We start from the raw sequence: 16,986 nt of genomic DNA on the forward strand, positions 1-16,986 counted from the left end.
GGAGATCGTCCGGCCGATGATGGTCGGCATGGACGGCGACGCCGAAGGGCCGCGGGGGGCCAGGGGGCCGCGCGGCGAGTTCGCGCCCGACGTGACCGGACGTCCGATCTGGCGGCTGCTGCTGCGGGGCCTCGGCGTGTACCTGCCCGGCTGGGAGATGCCGGCGGGGGCGCTGCGCGTCCGGGACGGGACGGCGCCGCCCGGGTTCGGGCCGCCCGCCTACCTGAACGGCGAGGCAGGGTTCGGCGTCCAGGTCCCCGACCGGCGCAGGGGCCTGGAGCCCGACCGGGAGATCTACGTCCGCGGCCGGGAGAACCCGAGCTTCGGCATCGTCGTCGCGGGTCCGTCGGCGGCGATCGGCAGCCGCGTCGTGGACGCCGACGTGCTGATGCGGTTCGCGCGCAGGCTGACGTTCGAGGAGCTCTTCGACACCGGCGACGCCGACTCCGTCCCGTACGCGGTGCGCGGTGCGAGGGCCGTGGAGAACGTCGTGTTCCTCGATCGCGCCGCCGGGATCGGGCTGTGCGCCGAGGTCGACCCGCAGACCCGTGCCCTGAGCTGCCCGCTGTACGTGCGCATAGGCGGCCCGGCGGAGCGGACCGTGCGGGCTTACGGGGTGGCCCAGCCGGTCAGGTCCCACAGCTGATGGGACGGCAGCCGCCGCAGCCGGACGGTCGCGGCGGCCGGGTCCCAGAACACCTCGTCGCTCTCCAGCTCCAGCGACTGCGCGGCGGTCAGCACCGCGCACAGCAGCTCGTCCCGCGTCCGGACGGCCATCAGCGGGCCGATCTGCGCGACGGCGCCCGAGGACTCCGACAGCGTTCGCAGCAGGGACTTGAGCGCGGCCTCGTCCTCGGGGACGCGTACGGGCTCGACCCCTGACGGGACGCCCGGCTCCACCCGCGCGAGCCCCCGCTTCGCGTCGCCGCCGTTGGCAGGGGTGTCGGCGCCCGCCGAGATGAGCAGCGCGCTGAACACGCCCGCGAGGTCCTCGCTGGCGTGCCCGCCGAGGAAGTACCGGCGGCGTTCCGGAGAGCCGGGGACCGGGCCGTCCGCCCCCTCGGCGGTGCGGAACCGGACGTTCAGCCGGCTCGCGCGCACGCACCGCTCGTACATCTCGCAGAGGATGTCCTCAAGCTGGTCGTCGCGCGTCCACAGGCGCCCCGTCGTGGTGACGGCGTCGCCGTGGGCGCGGGGACGCCCGGTGAGCGCCGCGGTGACGGTGTCGTCCAGCTCGCCCTCGGTGAACTGGAGAAGCTCCGCCACGACGTCCTCGACGCCCTCCAGGGTGCGGGTGAGCGCGCGTTGCAGCTCCAGGATCTCCTCGCCGCCGCGTTCCAGGTCCGCGAGCCGGCCGAGGGCGGCGTCGACCTTCCCCTCGACCGCCTCGCCGCCCGCCCGGGTGACGGCCCGCACCGACGTCTCGACCTCGCCGAGCTTGCGGCGCAGCGCGGCCAGCGTGATCCGCTGCTGCTCCAGCTCGTGCAGGCGGCCCGCCTGCGTCCGCAGGTAGTCGTCCGCCTGGTGGACGAGACCCGCGAGCTCCTCGACCTGCCCGGTGTTCTGCCGGAGCCGGTTGTCGAGCGCGGGCAGGACGTCCTGCTTGACTCGCGCCAGTTCGGCGGTCAGCTGCTCGCCCACGGTGACGAGCACGTTGTTCTGCTTCGTGACCTGGTCGTTCAGTTCGTCGATCCGGCGGTTGAAAGCATTCGCCTGGTCCCGGCTCTGCTTGCCCGCGTAGAGTTCGAGCGCCCCTACCACGACGCACATCACCACCAGGATGACCGTCGTCATGGAACTCCTCGGGGGGACGGAGATTACCGGATCGGGTTTTGATCGCGACCATAACTTACGATCACGCGCGCCGACCGGAACTTACGTAACCGACTGATCTCAGTGACCGGCCGGTCTCACCGCCCCTTCCGGTGCCATTCCGTAATCCATTCCGTGCGCTCGGTGACGGATTCTCAAACGCACCCCTCGAATTGCGGGACGGTGGTGGTGACCTTCAGCCCGGCGGGACGGAACCATTTGTTCAGCAGCCGCGGCGCGGTGCCGTCCTGATACATCTGCGTGATCGCCTTGTTGACCGCCTCGCAGCCGTCCGCGTCCCCCCTCCGCAGGCCGACGCCGTACGGCTCGTCGGTGAACGGCGCGTTCACGATCGTGAGCGGCGGGCCGTTCCCGGATGCCTTCGCCGCGAGGCCCGCGAGGATCAGGTCGTCGGTCGAGACCGCGTCGAGCCTGCTTTCCGTCAGCTCGGTAAGGCAGCCGGCGTAACCGTCCGCCTCGACGGGGACCGCGGGGACGCCCTGCTCGTCGTGCACGCGCGGGAACGACACCGACCCCGGCACCTTGCAGAGCCGCCGGCCCTTCAGGTCGTCGATGCCGCGGATCTTCCCGGCGTCGGACTCGCGGACGAGGATGTCCTGGTGCGCCACGTAGTACGGGCCGGCGAACGACACCTTCACCTTGCGTTCGGGCGTGACGGAATAGCTCGCCACCACGAGGTCGACGTCGCCGTCCTGGATCATCTTCTCGCGGGTCGCCGACGTCACCTGCTTGAACGTGACATTCGCGCCGGTCACGCCGAGCCGCCTCGCGATCTCCTTGGCGATGTCGATGTCGAACCCCTCGAAGGTGGTGCCGCCCTTGCGCTCGCCGAGTCCCGGCTGGTCACCGTTGACTCCGATGACCAGCGCGTCCTTGTCGGCGACAGAGCCCTCCCCGGCGTCGGCGATCCCGCACGCCGTCCCGGCACCGAGCACCGTCACCGCAGTGAGGAGGGCCGCCGCGAGCCGCCGCCCCCTCATTTCGACCACCGGTACTCGCCCAGGCGCGGGCGCACGCCGACCAGCACGAGCGCGGCGATGACGACGCCCGCGATCGGCAGCACGGCGTACCAGCCGCTCGTCCCGCCGTCCCCGTCCGCGACGGCCTCGTCGAACGCCTTCCGGTGGATGCGGACGAGGTCCTGCAGGGAACGGTCGTACCGGGCGAAGTCCGCGGCGGCGGCGCCCCGGGCGGCGACCGCCTGGTCGCGCCGGTCGCCGTTGACGAGGTCCCTCATCCGGCGGTCGTTGGCCTGGACCTTCTGGTAGTCGGCCAGCACCCGCCTCATGACGTCGACGAGCTCCGCGTCCGGCCCGCTCGACTCCACCGGCCGGTCGGCCTCGGTTCCGAGGAAGCCGAGGAACGGCGCGCGCCCCGGCTCGAACGACAGGCTCTTCTGGACGGCCGCGTTGTACTGGGTCAGGTTGCCCGCCTTCAGGTACAGGACGGTCTGGGACTTGCTCAGGTAGACCTGCTCGTAGGCGTCGGCGCGCCCCGGATCGAGGAGGAACCGGGTCTCGTCCGCGTTGGCGCTGTTGCTGATCGCGCGCGTCCGCGACAGCGCCAGGATCGAGTCGAAGCCCTCCTCCTTGGCCTGGCGAAGGTGGCCCGCCTGGTCGGTCAGCATGAGTGCGCCCACCGAGACCAGGACGAGCGTTCCGAGCGTCGCCAGCGCGAGCGGGACGTTCAGCAGCCGCCGGAACCGCCGGGCGAGGAAGAGCTGGAAACCGGCGAGAACGGCCAGCAGCGCCAGCCCGCCGATGAGGATCCCCGAGCGTCCGAGGAGGACGGCCGACCGCTTGTCCTCGTAGGTGTGCCGGACGAGGGTGCCGTTGTCGAGCGTCAGGTTGTACGCCTTCGGCAGCAGGTCCAGCTTCATCAGGTCGGTCGCCTGCCGGTACAGGTCCACGACCTTCTGCGACGGAGGCCCGGACGCGTGCGGGGACTGCCGGTCCAGCAGGAGGGCCTGCCCGGCGAGGCGCTCGTACCGGGCGAGGGCGTCCAGCAGGTCCCGGGCCGTGTTGTTCTCGGTCGTCTCGTCGGCGAGCTTCGCGGCCTTCAGCAGCGCGTCGCCGGCCTTGCGCCGGTTCTGGTCGTAGCGGGCGAGCGCCTGGTCGCGTCCGCCGCCGGGCGCGTCGCCGATCAGCAGCGCGTTCGCGAGCTGCGCGTCCATGTCGGTGAGCTGGAAGTACAGGTCGCCGGTCGCGACGACCTGCGGGCCGGCGTCGTGGCCGATGACCCGCACCCCCTCGCGGGCGTTCGCGATCGCCGCCCAGGCGACGCCGATCAGCACCACCAGCAGGACGAGCGTCAGCGCGGTCAGCGTCCGGACGCGGCCCGCGACCGTCCGGGGGAGCAGCCGCGCGGCACCGGACGGCGGTGTGTCCGGGGCCCGCCCGAGCCCTCCGGGGCCATGCCGGGCGGGCGGCGCCTGCGCGGCGGGGGCGGGCTGCCCCGGGGGAGCGTGCTGAACGGCCGTCATGTCGCCTCGCCTCGGGTGAGCGTGATGGTGGTCCAGGCGCCGACGTGGATGCGGTCTCCCTCGGAGACCGGGATCTCCACGTTGTACGGGATGGGGTCGGTGGACCCGTTCAGGCAGGTCCGGTTCGTCGAGCCGGGGTCGACCAGCGTCCAGGCGCCGTCCGGCCGCGCCAGCAGCACCGCGTGGACGTGCGAGACGCCGGGGTCCTCGGGCGGCTCGCGCAGGTCGATCTCGGGCGGGGACGGATGGGACGAGCTGCGCCGCCCGATGCGGATCTCCCGCCCGGTGAGCGGGATCCGCCGTTCGGGCGCGTACGGAGGGAACGACAGCGCCGCCGAGTCGGGCCCCTCCTCGGCGACGACCGTGTTGTAGTAGTCGCGGTCGGCCGTCACGACCGCCGTCCACACCGGCCCGGGGACCGGCGGGGACGGCACCGGCGGCGCCGGGACCGGGGGCGCCGGCACGGGCGGCTCCGGCACCGGGGGAGCCGGCACCGAGGGAGCCGGCACGGGCGGACCCGGCGCGGGGCCGGGCTCCGGCGCCGGGCTCGGCGTGGGCTTGCCGCCGCCGGTCGCGAAGTCGTAGCCGCACGCCTCGCAGAACCGGTCGGTGCTGGGCGTCCCGCAGTCGGGGCACGGCGTCCCGCCGGGCGAGGGCCCGGGGCCCGCGGCGGAGGGGGCGCCGCCGATGCGCTCGCCGCAGATGTCGCAGTAGTCCGGTGACTGCGAGGTATGTCCGTTGGGGCAGCTCGCCATGCTCAGCCCTCGCCCCTCCTGGTGGTCACGGTCTCGTCCTTGCGCGTCCGGACCGTCTTGCTGGAGCGGGTGTCGAGCTCCATCTCGGCGGCCTTGTCGATGTCGCGCTTCAGCCGGACGGTGCCGGTCGCCGGGTCGACGACGTCCACGACCTTGCGGAGCATCGCGGTGATCGCGTCGTTCCCGGCCTCGTCGGCGAGGACCACGGCCCGGCCGAGCCGCGCGGTCGCGGTGTCGAGGTCGCCGTCCTTGCGGGCCTGCAGCCCCTCCTGGATCGCCGAGGCCAGCTCGGCCTGCCCGGTGTAGTGCGCCACCCGCGGGTTGATCCGGGTGGACTCCGCCTCGTCGTCCGTCCACTGGGCGAGGACGTTCGCGCTCGCGAGGACCTGCGCCTCCTCACCGGGCGCGCCCGGCACGACCAGCTTCACCCACGCGGCGCGCAGCTCCTTTCCGACCTCGCCGGGCGGCACCTCCACGCAGATGTGGTAGTCGCGGCTTTCCGCGCCCCACGCGCCGAGCGGGTAGTCGCCCGCCTGCGGTGCCGAGTCGACGCGCTTGCCGGTGAGATCCTCCACCGACGGCATGACCTGCTTGACGAACCGCAGGTTCGCCGTCTGCGGGGTCCACACGCGCAGCGCGACGTCGGCGACGGACTTGCCCATCGCCGCCTCCGTCATGGCACGGAAGTCGGCGACCAGCCCGGCCGGGTCGGCCACGATGTCGACGCTGCCGAGCAGGGCGGACGCGACCTTGCGCAGCTCGGCGACCTCCCAGTCGGTGCCGACGCCGCGGCAGTCGCACACGAACCGGCCGCCGACCTGGTTCAGGGCCGCGTCGAGCTCCGCGGCCGTCTCGTGCTGGTTCTTGCCGTCGGTCAGCAGGATCGCGTGCCGGATGCCGGCCCGGTCGCCGAACAGCTGGTCGGCCAGCCGCAACCACGACCCGATCGCGGTGCCGCCGGACGCCCGCAGACCGCTCAGCACGTGCTTGGCCTCCGCGCGGGTCTCCGGCGTCGCCGCGACCAGCCCCGGGTGCCGCGGGAAGACCATCGCGGCGGAGTTGGAACCGGAGACGACGGCGAACTCGACGCCGTCGCGCAGCGTGTCGATCGCGACCTGCGCCGCCGCGACCGCCGCGCGCAGCTTGGTCTCGGGGTAGGACATCGATCCCGAGGTGTCGATGATGATGACCTCGGACGCCCGCGTCGAGGACGGGACGGGGGCGCCCGCCGCGGCGGTCGCCTCGACCGACACTACGGCGTGCACCTCGCGTCCGCCCTCGGGCAGGTACTTGTTCTGGTCGATCGAGATGGTGAACTGCGGCTGCTCGCTCATCGGGGCTGCTCCGTGATCTGCGGGATGCTCTCGTGGATGCGGCTGTCGGTCGTGCCGGGGGAGGGGAGCGGGATCACGGCGACGGTGATGTTGTCGCGGCCGCCGGCGTCCAGGGCCTGCCGGACCAGCATCCGCGCGACGCCGAGCGGGTCCGCCGCCGGATCGTGCGCCGCTTCGCCCGCGCCCCCGCCCGCTTCGCCGTCCGCGCCGTCGTCGGGGGCGCCGCCCGTTTCGCCTTCCGTGCCACCGCCCGGGCCGGCCTCGGGAGCGCCGGCCAGTAGGGCCGCCAGGTCGCCGGCCCCGGGGAAGTAGTTCCACAGGCCGTCGCTGCAGACCAGCAGGGTGCCGGGGCCCGACGGCCGGAACGTCGCGATGTGCGGGCTGACCTGGCCCGCGTCGGCGCCGAGCCACGCCGTGATGACGTGCGCGTTCGGGTGCGCCTCCGCCTCGGCCTCGGTCAGCGAGCCCTCGGCGACCATGAACGCGGCCCAGGAGTCGTCCTCGGTGAGCCGGCGGGACGAGCCGAGCTCCGCCATGTCGCCGGTGCTGACCTCGTCCGCGTCTGCCTCGTCCGGAGCCGGGCCCGGCGCCCCGTTCCCGGCGGGCTCCGCGGCGCCCTCCGCGGACAGCCAGTAGGCGCGGCTGTCGCCGATCCAGCCGACGGTGACCACCGGGCCGCGCGTCACCGCCGACACGTACGTGCACGAGGGCGCGTCGGACGGCGATGTGGAGAGGGCCGCGACCGCCGCGGCGGCCCGCAGCGCCGCGTGCCGGGTGGCGTCCTCGGCGTCCTCGCCGGAGTCGAGGCGTTCCACCAGTTCGGCGGCGCCGGTGTCGGCGGCGGCGCGGGACGCCTCCTCGGGACGCTGCGAGGACCCGACGCCGTCGGACACGACGACCGCGATCCCGGCGGCGTGGGCGGCGAGGGCGAGCGCGTCCTCGTTGCGGCTGTAGCGGAGGCCGCGGTCGCTCGCCCCCGCGGCGACCGCGGGCCGGGACCCGTTCCCGGCGCCGTGGGCGGGCAGCTCGATCTCGACGTGGTCGCGTTCGGCGGGCTGGCGGAGCCCGCACGTCTCGCAGTAGCCGTCCGCGTCGATCGCCGTCCCGCCGCACCCGGGACACGGGCCCCCGGGCCGGCGCGCGGACGGCGACGACTCCTGCCTGATCGTCGCGCCGTCGCGGCCCGCCGGCGCGGACGCGGGCGGGGCCTCGGCCAGCCGGTGGCCGCACTCCTCGCAGAAGATCTCCTCGGCGAACACGACCGCGCCGCAGGCGGGGCACGACAGCTCCGCCGCCTTCGCGTGGTCGGCTCCGGTCGCGTCGGCTCCGGTGTTGTCGGCTCCGGTGTGGTCGTCGGTCACAGCAGCGTCCTCGGGCGTATGGCGTTGGCGGAGTCGACGAGCCGGCGGCACTCGTCCCGGTCACGGGTGCGGTGCGCCAGCTCCCGGTAGGTCTTCTCCAGCAGGAGACGCAGCGGTCTCTCGGCGAGGGGGGAGCCGAACAGGGCGCCGCCCTGCGTCCTCGCCGCCGTGCTGCGGCCGTCCAGGAGCCAGCCGAGCGCGGCCTCCAGCACCTCGGCGGCGAGCCGCTCGCGGCGTTCGGCGTCCAGGTCGAGGGCGGCGAGCCGGTCACCGGCGGCGACCAGCTCGGCCGCCGACAGCTCGGCGGGCGGGCGGCCGCGGACCGTCGTCGCGACCGCCGCCACCTGCGCGGGCACGTACCGGATGGAGATCTTCGGCACCGAGTCGAGAGTGGCCACGGCGGAGCGCCGGTCATCCGCCGCCAGATGCACGCGGGCGAGGCCGAACGCCGCGTTGATGTAGCTCTGGTCGGTGCGCCACACCATCTCGTACAGGCGGAGGGCCTCCCGGGGCGCCGAGCGCTCGCGGCAGTAGGCGAGGGCCAGCTTGGGCGCCGGCTCGCCGGGCAGCAGCCCGTACAGCCGGTCGAAGAGGGGCGCGGCCTCGTCCACCCGGCCCTGGGCGAGCAGGCCGACGGCGCGGTACCAGCCGATCCGCCAGTCGGCGGGACGTTCGGCGGCGAGCTCGTAGAGCAGTTCGTCCGCCTCGCCGGCCTCGCCCAGCTCGATCTTGGCGCGGGCGAGCGCCAGCCTGACCTCGGGCGTGCGCTCCGGCGCGTTCGAGGCCGCCTCGGCGGCCTGCGCGGGCTCCAGTGCGCCGAGCCCGGAGACGAACGCGGCGGCGGGGTCGGCGCCGTCCACCAGCGGTACCGGCAGCGCCGCAGCGGCCACCGCCGGCGGGACGGGCGGCAGCGCGGACTCCTCCCGCGTCCCGCCCGCCATCCGGGTGGTGAACCGCTCCGGGCCGAACAGCCCGGACGGCGCGGGGCGCGGCGTGCCGTCCTCGGCCGCCAGGACCTCGCGCAGCACGCCGGTGAGCTGCTCGGCCATCTCGGCCGCGTCCTGGAACCGCGCCGACGGCTCCTTGTGCGTCGCGCGGCGGAGCAGCCGGTCGTAGGACTCGAACCGATCGAGCACGGAGATCTCCGGGCGCGGCGGTATCGAGTCGACGTACTTCCTGGTGTAGCCCTTGAACGGGAAGCTGAGCACGGCCAGGGCCCGGCCGACCGTGTACAGGTCGGACGAGACGGACGGCCCCGCGTCGGCGATCTCGGGCGCCTGGTAGCCGACGGTGCCGTAGATGGCGCCGTCCGGGTCGTCCAGGCGCCGGACCCCGCCGAGGTCGATCAGCCGCAGCTGCTCCTCGGACTGGATCACGTTGTCCGGCTTGAAGTCGCAGTAGACGAGGCCCTGCGCGTGCAGGTACTCGAACGCCCGCAGCACCTCGAGCCCGTACGCGATGGCCTGCGCGAGCGGGAGGTGCTTCTCGCCCGCGGGCAGCGGCTGCTGGAGCAGGATGTCCTTGAGGGACTGCCCGCCCACGTACTCCATGACGATGTAGCCGTCGCCGTCGTGCTGGACGAAGTTGTAGATCTTGACGATGTTCGGGTGCTCGACCTCGGCGAGGTAGGCGCGCTCGGCGGCCGCCGCCTCCATCGCGTCGGCGTCACCGCTGTCGAGCAGCCCCTTGAGCACCACCCAGCGGTCGCTGACGTTCCGGTCCTTGGCGAGGTAGATCCAGCCGAGCCCGCCGTGGGCGAGGCAGCCCAGCACCCCGTACTGGCCGCCGACGAGGTCGCCCGGGCCGAGCTTCGGGGTGAAGGAGAACCGGGCGCCGCACTTCGGGCAGAAGCCCTCCGTCCGCCCCGGGCGGTCGCCGCGGCCCCGGCCGACGGGGTCGCCGCAGCCGCTGCAGTACCGCTTGGACTCCGCGACCTCCGGGTCGCTCAGCACGGCCCCGGACGGGTCCCGGTAGGGGACGCGCGGCACCTCGACGAGCCCGGCCCCGAGCATGCCCCGGCGGCCGGACGAGCGGGACGACCCGGTGCGGGTGCTGCCCGTCCGGGTGCTGCCCGTGCCCGCGCTGCCCGTGCCCGTGGTGCCGGACGTACCGGATGTGCCGGGCCCGCTCGTCGGCACCCGGGTCGTGTGCGCCGGCGGGTTGCCGCACACGTCGCAGTAGCCGTCCATGATCGTGCCGGTGCAGCCGGCCTGGCGGCACGCGTCGTCCGGCTGCTCCATCGGCGGGCGCGGGGCGGGCACGCTCGGCGCGGCGGGTGCCGGCGGGTTGCCGCAGACGTCGCAGTAGCCGTCCGAGATCGTCCCGCCGCAGCCCGGCTGCGCGCACTGGCTCATCGATCCGCTCCCTTAGCCCGTGAGGTGATGGCCCGCTGGTATCCGCTCAGCGCCACGGTCGCCTTCCGCAGATCGCACGGGGAGGTCCACAGCAGCACGCGTACCTGTTCGTAGAGCCCGGCCAGTTCGGCGTCCTCCGCGTGGCCGAGCCGCGCGGCCTTCACCCGGTACGCCTGCAGCCGGCCGCGCAGTTCCTCGCGCCGGTCCAGCAGCCCCCGGATGACGCCGACGGTCTCGCGCGCCTGCGCCAGCGCCGTGTCGGCCGCGCGCTCCAGGTCGGCGACGCGCCGCGCGACGTCGTTCCACCCGGCGCCGCGCGCGGCCGTGCCCGCGCCGGGCCGGGTGACGGCGGTGAGCCGGTCGGCGAGCGCGGCGGCGGAGCCGGGCAGGTCCGGCAGCACCGGGGAGGCGATCTTGGCGACCACCTCGTCGCGGACGGCGCGCGCCTCCGCCTCCGCCTCGCGCAGCAGGTCCAGGACGGCGGCGACGCCGCGGATCCGGCCGGCGAACCCGTCGCGCAGCCGTTCCGCCTCCTGCAGGGCGCGGCGCGCCGCGGCGAGACCCGTGCGGACCGCGTCCAGCCGGGCGGTGTCGGCGAGGCCGTCCCGGGCCAGCGCCAGCGGGTCGGAGCGCACGACCGCGGCGACGGACTCCAGCTCGCCGCGGAGCCGCTCGAAGTCCGGGTCCACTCCGCCGAGCGACTCCAGCAGCTCCTCGGCCGCCCGCCGCTCGGCCTCGACCTCCGCGAGCCGCGACAGCAGCGTCGACCAGACGGTGTCGAGCGCGGCGACCGACCGCGCGACCTCCTCGTACAGCGGCGTCATCCGGTCGACCGCCGCGCGCAGCGTCAGCTTCTCGCCGGACGGGACGGACAGCAGGGTCCGCCGCTCCAGCGGCACTTCCTGGGCGGGCATCTCCACCGACGGGCCGTCGAGCAGCCGGGTGAGCTCGGCGAGCTGCGCCTGCCCAGGCCGGCCGTGGCGGGCCCTGAGGTCCTCGGCGGCGGAGAGAACGTTCCCATAGAGGTCGTACAGCATCCACAGGGACGCCATGCGCGTTCGCACGTCGGACTGCAGGCTCAGCGTCTCGCCGGCCAGCGTCGCGCCCTCCAGCAGCTGGTAGCCCTGGTGGGCCTCCAGTTCCAGCAGCGCGCCGCCGATGCGGTCCTTCTCGTCCTTGAGGCGTGCGAGCATCCTGTCCGCCTCGTCTCGGCTCATCGGGGGCCGGCCCACGCGCGCGTCACTCAACGCCGGTCCACGCTAGGCCCATGTTCGCCCCCGATTCCCCCGAATAGAGCACGTTTCGTGCCTCAGTTTTCCCCATGCGAGGGCGCCTTCTCAAGCGCGAAGCCGATCATGGCCTCCGGCCGCCCGCCGCTGAGTCACCTGACCCGGCCAGACCGTGCCCGGGACCTCCAAAATGTCAGTGTTCGAACGTATGATCGAACCATGGCGAACGTTGCGACGCAACCCCAGACCGCGCCCACCGCGCCGGCCGCGCTCACGGCGGCGGAGATCGCCGCCCTCGCGCTCTCGCTGGCGCACCTCGGCACCGGCCCGCAGGCCACCACCGCGCGCCGGGCCCTGCACACCCTCCTCGACGCCACTCCGCACGACGACGTGGTCACCACCACGCTCGCCACCCTCACCAAGCCCCTGGACGTCTCCACCTCCGACCGCGCCCGGGTGATCGCCGCGGCCATCACCGAGCACCGCGTCGTCCGGCTCTGCTACGGCGACGCCGGCGCCAACGTCACGATCCGCGAGGTCGAGCCGGTCACCTGCCTCGTCCACCGCGACCACTGGTACCTCGTCGGCTGGTGCCGGATGCGGCGCGGCGTACGCGCCTTCCGCTTCGACCGCATCCTCGCCGTCGAGTCCACCGGCCTGCTCGCGCGTCCCCGCCGCGCCGACCGCTACCTCCCCTTCCAGAAGCGCCGGACGGCCTGACCCGGCCTCGGTCCCGGAGCCGCGGCGCCGCGGCTCCGGGGCCCCGTGTCAGACCGCGGCCGTGTGGTGGACGGCGTTGGTGACGACGGTCGTGACGTCACTCGTGCGAGTGAAGTCCGCGCGCTGGCGCTGGGCGCCGTTGCCGCGTCGCAGCAGGCCCTGGAGCAGGCCGGTGACCGTGTCGAGATCGCCCGAGCGGTCGAGCGCCGGGGACAGGTGGCCGAGCAGCTCCTGCACCACCTCGCGGGCCGGGGCGGCGCGGCGGGTGCACGGGTGGACGAGGTCGTTGCGCAGCCCGGAGCGCCCCGCCCGCCACATCGCCAGCCGCATCAGGTCGGCGCGCACCGGGTCGGGCGGCGCGCCGGCCCGCCACTCGGCGGCGGCCGTGTCGACCAGCGCCCGGACGAACGCGGCCATCAGCACGGCGTCGTCGGCGTCCAGGCACACATCCGGCACCCGGATCTCCACGGTCGGGTAGCGCCGGGAGAGGCGGGCGTCGAAGTAGATCATGCCCTCGTCCACCAGCGCGCCGGTCGCGAGCAGCTCCTCGACCGTCGTCCGGTACGCCTTCGCCGAGCCGAACAGCTCGGTCGGGCCGCTGGACGGCCAGCGGCTCCAGACCTGGTGCCGCCAGCTGTCGTAGCCGGTGTCGGCGCCCTGCCAGAACGGCGAGTTCGCGCTGAGGGCCAGCAGCGGCGGCAGCCACGGCCGGATCCGGTCCAGGACGGCGACGCCCTCGTCCGGGGAATCGATGCCGACGTGCACGTGGCAGCCGCAGGTGAGCTGCTCGTCGGCGGTGAGCCCGTAGGCGTCCGCCATCAGCAGGTAGCGGTGCGACGGGGTGAGCGACGGCCGGACGCTGACCGGTGACGTCGCCAGCGCCGCCACCGCGACGCCGACCCCGGCCGCCGACTGCGCCGCGGCGAGCCGCGCCGACCGGACATGCTCCGACAGCTCGCCGAGCGTGGCGCAGACCGGGGTGGCGGTCTCCAGCTGCTCGCGCTGCAGTTCGGTCTCCAGGGGTTTGGAGCGCCGGCCGCCGGTCAGGAACAGCTCGTCGTGGCGCTGCGCGTAGCGGATGACGGAACCGGAGACGGCCTGGGGCGCACCGCTCTCGGGATCGACGAGGAGCAGCTCCTCCTCCACCCCGAATGTGCGCGGACCCGTGCGAAGTGTCACCTGAATGTCCTTCCCGGCAGCGCACCGATGTACGTCCCCCGCGGGGCTCGTCCTCGCGGGACGGCCGTGCCTACAATGCGCCCGCCATTGACCGAGCGCTTGGTCGAAAGCTGGTGGTATGTCCTATCTCGTCGGCCAGTGGGGCACGGGAAACGCCGGCAGGCTGGCGCTTTCCGCCCTCATCGAGCATCCGGATCTCGAACTCGCGGGCGTCGTCACCGGCGACCCGAAGCACGTCGGGGCGGACGCCTGCGAGCTGGCCGGAAACGGCCGCCCCACCGGGGTTATCGCGACCGACGACCCGGCGGCCCTCCTGGCGCTGCGCCCGCACGTCATCTGCCACACGGCGTCCTCCGCCCGCGACGTGGCCGGGGAGATGTGCCGCATTCTGGAGGCGGGCATCGGCGTGGTCTCCGGCGTCCTGCCGGAGATGGTCCACCCGCCGTCCGCCGACCGGGCGCTCGTCCGCCGGCTCCGCTCGGCGTGCGCGACCGGCGGCGCCGCCTGCCTCACCGTCGGGCCCGGCCTGGTATACGACGTGCTCCCCCTGGTGCTCAGCGGCGCCTGCCTGCGCATCCACGGTGTCACCATCACCGGGTTCACCTGCCGGGACGACCCCGCGACCGTCACCCGGCACGGCTTCGGCAACCCCATCGGCCGCCGTCCGCCGATCGTGCGGCCGGGCACACCGCGGCGAAAATGGGGGCCGGTCGTCCGCCTGCTCGCCGAGCACCTGGCGGTCCCGCTGGACGACGTGTGCGAGTCCTACGAACTCTGCGCCGCCCCCGAGGACATCGGCCCGATCGCCAAAGGGACCCTGGCCGGGCTGCGGGCCCGGGTGGCCGGCATGCTGCGCGGCCGTCCCGTGATCACGATCGACCGGATCGCGCGGCTGCGCGCGGACATCGCCCCGCACTGGCCCGCGCCGCCCGCGGGCGGCGGCGGCCACCGCGTCGAGATCGACGGCGAGCCGCCCTGGCGGGTGGACATCGCCGACCCGGTTCCCGGAGCGGAGCTCCAGCGGAGCGGAGGGAGCCGGGTCGGCGAGCCCTTCCAGGGGGTCTGGGGGGTCGTCCCCCCAGAGGAGATCAGCCCCGGGGGCGCCGGGTCGTCCGCGCTGCGGATGGCCGGGGCGGTCCGTGCCGTGGCCGAGGCCCCGCCCGGCCTGCACACTCCGCTGACCCTGCCGCCGATCACCGGGCGGCGTCTGCTCCGTCCAGCCAGGTGCTGATCAGCGTGCCGGTCTCCTCAAGCCGGTCGACGTAGAGCATGTGCCCGGCCTCGATCTCGGTGATGTCGAGGCACGGCCCGAGCGCCTCCCGGAGGTCCACCACGAGCTCGGGCCGGACGAGGTCGGCCTCCGTCGCGATGACCAGGTGCGTGGGCATGCCGGCGGGCGGAGCCATGTGCGGGCGGGCCATCTCCGAGAAGGCCGTCACCACCGCGGCGGGCTCGAACCGCCACCGGAGCCGCCCGTCCGGGCCGTGCTCCAGATGCTCGGCGACCTCCTCGTCCACGGCCTCGCCCGGCGCCTGCGACCAGCGCGCCGCCCGGTAGGCGCGGGCCTCCGCGACGTCGCCGAACGACGCCGGCGCCAGGTGCCCGCGCGCCTCGCCGGCGGCCTTCGCCGGGTCGAGCCCGATCGCCGGGTCCAGCAGCAGCAGCCGCCGTACCCGCCGCGGCGCCGTCCGCGCCAGATGCAGCGCGATCATCCCGCCGTAGGAGTGCCCGACGAGGTCGGCCCGCTCGACGCCCTCGGCGTCCATCATGGCCAGGACGTCGCCCACATGGCGTTCGACCGTCCACGGCGGCTCGTGCGTCGACCGGCCGTGCCCGCGCAGGTCGGGGGCGAGGACGGAGCGGTCCGCCAGGAACCGCTCGGCGGTCCGCCTCCAGCGCGCGCCGTGGCCGGTGACGCCGTGGAGCAGGACGACCGGCGCCCCGCCCGGTTCCCCATATCGATGAACGTGCAATACCGCGTCCGCCATGACGTAAAGCGTAAGCGCGGGAGGGCCCGTGGCGGACGGCCTTCACCGGTCACGGATCAAGGGCGCTCCCAGCGGACGGACGACAGGGCCAGCAGTGCCACATGGAAGGAGACGCACGACTCCACGTCGTCGAGGTCGGCGTCCAGGACGCGCTCTATGCGGCGCAGGCGCTCGTAGAAGGCGGGGCGGGAGAGGTGGGCCCGCTGGGCGGCGACGGCCTTGTTCCGGCCGGATTCGAGGTAGAGCTCCAGGATGCGGGTGAGGTCGCTGCCGCGCTCGGCGTCGTACTCCAGGAGCGGGCCGAGCTCGCGTTCGACGAAGGTCTGCACCCGGGCGTCGTCGCGGAGCAGGTGGAGGAGGCCGCGGAGCCGCAGGTCGGGGAGGCGGTAGAAGAGGCGGGCGCCGGACCCGCGGGCGGCGACGTCGGCGACCTGCTCGGCCTCCAGGAACGAGCGGCGGACGTCGCTGATCGTCTCCACGACCGAACCGGCGGCCATCACGGTGTCGCCGGACTGCTTGCGGATGCGGGTGGCGACCTCGGTGAGGGCCGTCTCCGCGTCGGCGCGGGCGGGCAGGGAGGCGAGGACGCCGACGCGGGCGTGCGGGCCGCCCTCGTCCAGGACCCCGACGAGGGCGGCGAGGCGGGCGTCCTTGCAGGCGGCCGCGGCCGTCTCGGCGAGCTGGGACAGCTCTCCCACGGGCGGGGCGGAGGCCGCGGGCCCGCGGTGCCGGAGCACGGCGCCGAGCAGGCGGCGGCCGGACAGCGGGACGCCGAGCGCGCGGGCGCGGGCGGCGGCCTCCTGCGGGTCGGAGTAGGCGTGCGCGAGGATGCGGGCGATGATCGTCCCGTGCGCCTGCCGCTCGACGCTCTCGGCGTGCCGGTCGAGCAGCCGGCCGAGGGCGAGGGTGGTGGCGGCCCGCTCGATCAGCACGGTCTCCCGCGGGGACGGCGGCGAGCCGAGGTCGACGATCAGCCGGCCCCAGTCCTCCCCGCGCGCGCCCACCATGGTGACCAGCCAGCCGGACGCCTCGTCGTAGCCGGTGCGGCGGCCGGGCCGGACGGCGCGGGACCGGGTCTCCCAGGCCGACAGCAGCTCCGCCGGGTCGTCGCCGCCGGCGTCCGCGGCGAGCACCTGGTGGGCGAGGTTCTCCAGCACGACCGGGTGCCCGCCCAGCGCCGCGACCTGCCGGACGACCTCGTCGGTGGAGGCGCCCTCGACCGACAGCTGGGTGAAGATCTCGTGGAGCTGTTCGGAGGCGCGCAGCTCGGCGAACTGCTCCTGGACGATCCGCGCGTGCACGGACTCGGTGATGTCGACGAACGCGGGCTCGTGCGCCAGCACGATGACCGGGAGGCCGTACTCCTCGGCGGCGGCGATCAGCGGGGGCGGCAGGACGCTGGCGTAGCGCCGGCCCAGCTCGATCATCAGGCCGCTCACGCCGACCTCGGCGAGGTCGGCGATGTAGGCGCGCAGCCGCTCGGGCTCGTCGGGCAGCGCGATCCCTGTGGTGAGGACGAGCTCGCCGCCGTGCAGCAGGTGGGCGATGTCGGTGACCTCGGCGACGTGCACCCAGCGGACCCGGTTGCCGATCCGGTCCGCGCCCGCGACGACGTGCGGCTGGCCGCGGCGTACCGCGTCGAGCTGGAGGACGTCGTCGACAGTGGGCAGCATCACCCGCGAGGATATCCGGACAGGGTGTCAACGGCGACGATCCTGTCGTTACAGGATGTCAGCCGCGGCCACACCGTT

At 74.5% G+C, this 16,986-nt stretch carries 14 protein-coding genes; 3 read left to right on the forward strand and 11 right to left on the reverse strand.

From position 1 onward, the window contains the following. The first annotated feature begins 16 nt into the window (after nucleotides 1-16). Nucleotides 17-646: a hypothetical protein gene (locus ACQPXG_RS13755; RefSeq protein WP_433468049.1), complete on the forward strand. Its 630-nt coding sequence runs from the start codon at nucleotides 17-19 to the stop codon at nucleotides 644-646. Here the strand turns inward: ACQPXG_RS13755 and ACQPXG_RS13760 are convergent. From ACQPXG_RS13760 to ACQPXG_RS13795, 8 genes are all read right to left on the reverse strand, one after another. Continuing rightward, on the reverse strand, nucleotides 610-1,794 hold the full coding sequence (locus ACQPXG_RS13760; protein ID WP_433468050.1) for a hypothetical protein: 1,185 nt from the start codon (nucleotides 1,792-1,794) through the stop codon (nucleotides 610-612). The two genes, ACQPXG_RS13755 and ACQPXG_RS13760, sit on opposite strands and share 37 nt — an antisense overlap. A 173-nt stretch (nucleotides 1,795-1,967) precedes the next feature. Beyond that, on the reverse strand, nucleotides 1,968-2,813 hold the full coding sequence (locus ACQPXG_RS13765) for a glutamate ABC transporter substrate-binding protein (RefSeq protein ID WP_433469960.1): 846 nt from the start codon (nucleotides 2,811-2,813) through the stop codon (nucleotides 1,968-1,970). Then, a complete protein-coding gene (locus tag ACQPXG_RS13770) occupies nucleotides 2,810-4,315 on the reverse strand; it encodes a hypothetical protein (RefSeq protein WP_433468051.1) in 1,506 nt (501 codons plus the stop codon). The genes ACQPXG_RS13765 and ACQPXG_RS13770 overlap by 4 nt, the downstream gene beginning before the upstream one ends. Then, a complete protein-coding gene (locus ACQPXG_RS13775; RefSeq protein ID WP_433468052.1) occupies nucleotides 4,312-5,070 on the reverse strand; it encodes an FHA domain-containing protein in 759 nt (252 codons plus the stop codon). Before ACQPXG_RS13775 ends, ACQPXG_RS13770 begins: the two co-directional genes overlap by 4 nt. A 2-nt stretch (nucleotides 5,071-5,072) precedes the next feature. After that, a complete protein-coding gene (locus ACQPXG_RS13780; RefSeq protein ID WP_433468053.1) occupies nucleotides 5,073-6,404 on the reverse strand; it encodes a vWA domain-containing protein in 1,332 nt (443 codons plus the stop codon). Then, nucleotides 6,401-7,765: a PP2C family serine/threonine-protein phosphatase gene (locus ACQPXG_RS13785; RefSeq protein ID WP_433468054.1), complete on the reverse strand. Its 1,365-nt coding sequence runs from the start codon at nucleotides 7,763-7,765 to the stop codon at nucleotides 6,401-6,403. Before ACQPXG_RS13785 ends, ACQPXG_RS13780 begins: the two co-directional genes overlap by 4 nt. Then, nucleotides 7,762-10,119: a tetratricopeptide repeat protein gene (locus ACQPXG_RS13790; protein ID WP_433468055.1), complete on the reverse strand. Its 2,358-nt coding sequence runs from the start codon at nucleotides 10,117-10,119 to the stop codon at nucleotides 7,762-7,764. The genes ACQPXG_RS13785 and ACQPXG_RS13790 overlap by 4 nt, the downstream gene beginning before the upstream one ends. Next, the gene (locus ACQPXG_RS13795) at nucleotides 10,116-11,312 is read right to left on the reverse strand and encodes a hypothetical protein (protein ID WP_433468056.1); all 1,197 of its coding nucleotides are present in this window, start codon (nucleotides 11,310-11,312) and stop codon (nucleotides 10,116-10,118) included. Before ACQPXG_RS13795 ends, ACQPXG_RS13790 begins: the two co-directional genes overlap by 4 nt. Before the next feature lie 255 nt (nucleotides 11,313-11,567). Between ACQPXG_RS13795 and ACQPXG_RS13800 the strand changes: the two genes are divergently transcribed. Beyond that, nucleotides 11,568-12,068: a helix-turn-helix transcriptional regulator gene (locus ACQPXG_RS13800; RefSeq protein WP_433468057.1), complete on the forward strand. Its 501-nt coding sequence runs from the start codon at nucleotides 11,568-11,570 to the stop codon at nucleotides 12,066-12,068. A gap of 48 nt (nucleotides 12,069-12,116) precedes the next feature. Here ACQPXG_RS13800 and ACQPXG_RS13805 read toward each other — a convergent pair whose 3' ends face one another. After that, nucleotides 12,117-13,247 (reverse strand): carboxylate-amine ligase, encoded by a 1,131-nt coding sequence (locus tag ACQPXG_RS13805; protein WP_433468058.1) that lies wholly within the window; start codon nucleotides 13,245-13,247, stop codon nucleotides 12,117-12,119. A 118-nt stretch (nucleotides 13,248-13,365) separates the two neighbouring features. Here ACQPXG_RS13805 and ACQPXG_RS13810 point away from each other — a divergent pair, with 118 nt between their 5' ends. Beyond that, on the forward strand, nucleotides 13,366-14,478 hold the full coding sequence (locus ACQPXG_RS13810) for an NAD(P)H-dependent amine dehydrogenase family protein (protein ID WP_433468059.1): 1,113 nt from the start codon (nucleotides 13,366-13,368) through the stop codon (nucleotides 14,476-14,478). On the opposite strand, the gene ACQPXG_RS13815 is transcribed toward ACQPXG_RS13810, so the two are convergent. Further along, nucleotides 14,441-15,235, reverse strand: coding sequence for an alpha/beta fold hydrolase (locus ACQPXG_RS13815; protein WP_433468060.1), 795 nt, complete (start codon nucleotides 15,233-15,235; stop codon nucleotides 14,441-14,443). The genes ACQPXG_RS13810 and ACQPXG_RS13815 overlap by 38 nt on opposite strands. Nucleotides 15,236-15,291: 56 nt before the next feature. Then, nucleotides 15,292-16,908, reverse strand: a complete 1,617-nt coding sequence (locus ACQPXG_RS13820; RefSeq protein WP_433468061.1) for a PucR family transcriptional regulator — start codon at nucleotides 16,906-16,908, stop codon at nucleotides 15,292-15,294. Between the last annotated feature and the right edge of the window lie 78 nt (nucleotides 16,909-16,986).

It is taken from the genome of Spirillospora sp. CA-128828, assembly GCF_050945415.1.
In the GTDB taxonomy this organism is placed as follows: Bacteria; Actinomycetota; Actinomycetes; order Streptosporangiales; family Streptosporangiaceae; genus Spirillospora.

Excerpts from the sequence above, each read along its gene's own strand:
- ACQPXG_RS13755 (WP_433468049.1), top strand. The coding sequence starts at position 17 with ATGATGGTCGGCATGGACGGCGACGCCGAAGGGCCGCGGGGGGCCAGG.
- ACQPXG_RS13760 (WP_433468050.1), bottom strand. The coding sequence starts at position 1,794 with ATGACGACGGTCATCCTGGTGGTGATGTGCGTCGTGGTAGGGGCGCTC.
- ACQPXG_RS13765 (WP_433469960.1), bottom strand. The coding sequence starts at position 2,813 with ATGAGGGGGCGGCGGCTCGCGGCGGCCCTCCTCACTGCGGTGACGGTG.
- ACQPXG_RS13770 (WP_433468051.1), bottom strand. The coding sequence starts at position 4,315 with ATGACGGCCGTTCAGCACGCTCCCCCGGGGCAGCCCGCCCCCGCCGCG.
- ACQPXG_RS13775 (WP_433468052.1), bottom strand. The coding sequence starts at position 5,070 with ATGGCGAGCTGCCCCAACGGACATACCTCGCAGTCACCGGACTACTGC.
- ACQPXG_RS13780 (WP_433468053.1), bottom strand. The coding sequence starts at position 6,404 with ATGAGCGAGCAGCCGCAGTTCACCATCTCGATCGACCAGAACAAGTAC.
- ACQPXG_RS13790 (WP_433468055.1), bottom strand. The coding sequence starts at position 10,119 with ATGAGCCAGTGCGCGCAGCCGGGCTGCGGCGGGACGATCTCGGACGGC.
- ACQPXG_RS13795 (WP_433468056.1), bottom strand. The coding sequence starts at position 11,312 with ATGCTCGCACGCCTCAAGGACGAGAAGGACCGCATCGGCGGCGCGCTG.
- ACQPXG_RS13800 (WP_433468057.1), top strand. The coding sequence starts at position 11,568 with ATGGCGAACGTTGCGACGCAACCCCAGACCGCGCCCACCGCGCCGGCC.
- ACQPXG_RS13810 (WP_433468059.1), top strand. The coding sequence starts at position 13,366 with ATGTCCTATCTCGTCGGCCAGTGGGGCACGGGAAACGCCGGCAGGCTG.
- ACQPXG_RS13815 (WP_433468060.1), bottom strand. The coding sequence starts at position 15,235 with ATGGCGGACGCGGTATTGCACGTTCATCGATATGGGGAACCGGGCGGG.
- ACQPXG_RS13820 (WP_433468061.1), bottom strand. The coding sequence starts at position 16,908 with ATGCTGCCCACTGTCGACGACGTCCTCCAGCTCGACGCGGTACGCCGC.